Source organism: Winogradskyella ouciana (genome assembly GCF_009709615.1).
Lineage (GTDB): Bacteria > Bacteroidota > Bacteroidia > Flavobacteriales > Flavobacteriaceae > Winogradskyella > Winogradskyella ouciana.
This window is the reverse complement of record NZ_WJYA01000109.1, coordinates 1-271: the sequence shown is the minus strand read 5'-3', so window position 1 is coordinate 271 and position 271 is coordinate 1. Positions and strand designations below refer to the sequence as shown.

The 271-nt window shown below is 79.3% G+C and carries 1 protein-coding gene; it reads right to left on the bottom strand.

The genetic code is table 11. The features are described from left to right. Nucleotides 1–271: hypothetical protein (locus tag F1003_RS18730; RefSeq protein WP_162307009.1), on the bottom strand; the 271-nt coding region annotated here is incomplete at both ends.

Here is a 271-nt window from a genome sequence, read left to right as displayed (position 1 = left end):
ACCACTCCCCCGGGTACCGGGCGTCGTGCAGGCGGCGCCCGGTGGCGAGGGAGAAGTCCAGCAGCCGGGACAGCGCGGCCTCGCGCCGCTCGCGGGGCAGTTCGGCCTCGGCGAGGCCCCGGGCGACGGCCCCGAGGTCGCCGGCGTAGCGGTAGCGCCCGGCGGCCGTCCGCTCCAGTGCGCCGGTCGTCACCAGCTCGTGCAGATGCGCACGGGCCCGGTCCGGCGGCGTGGCCAGCAGCGCGCAAACGGCCGGGAGCGAGAGCCCGGC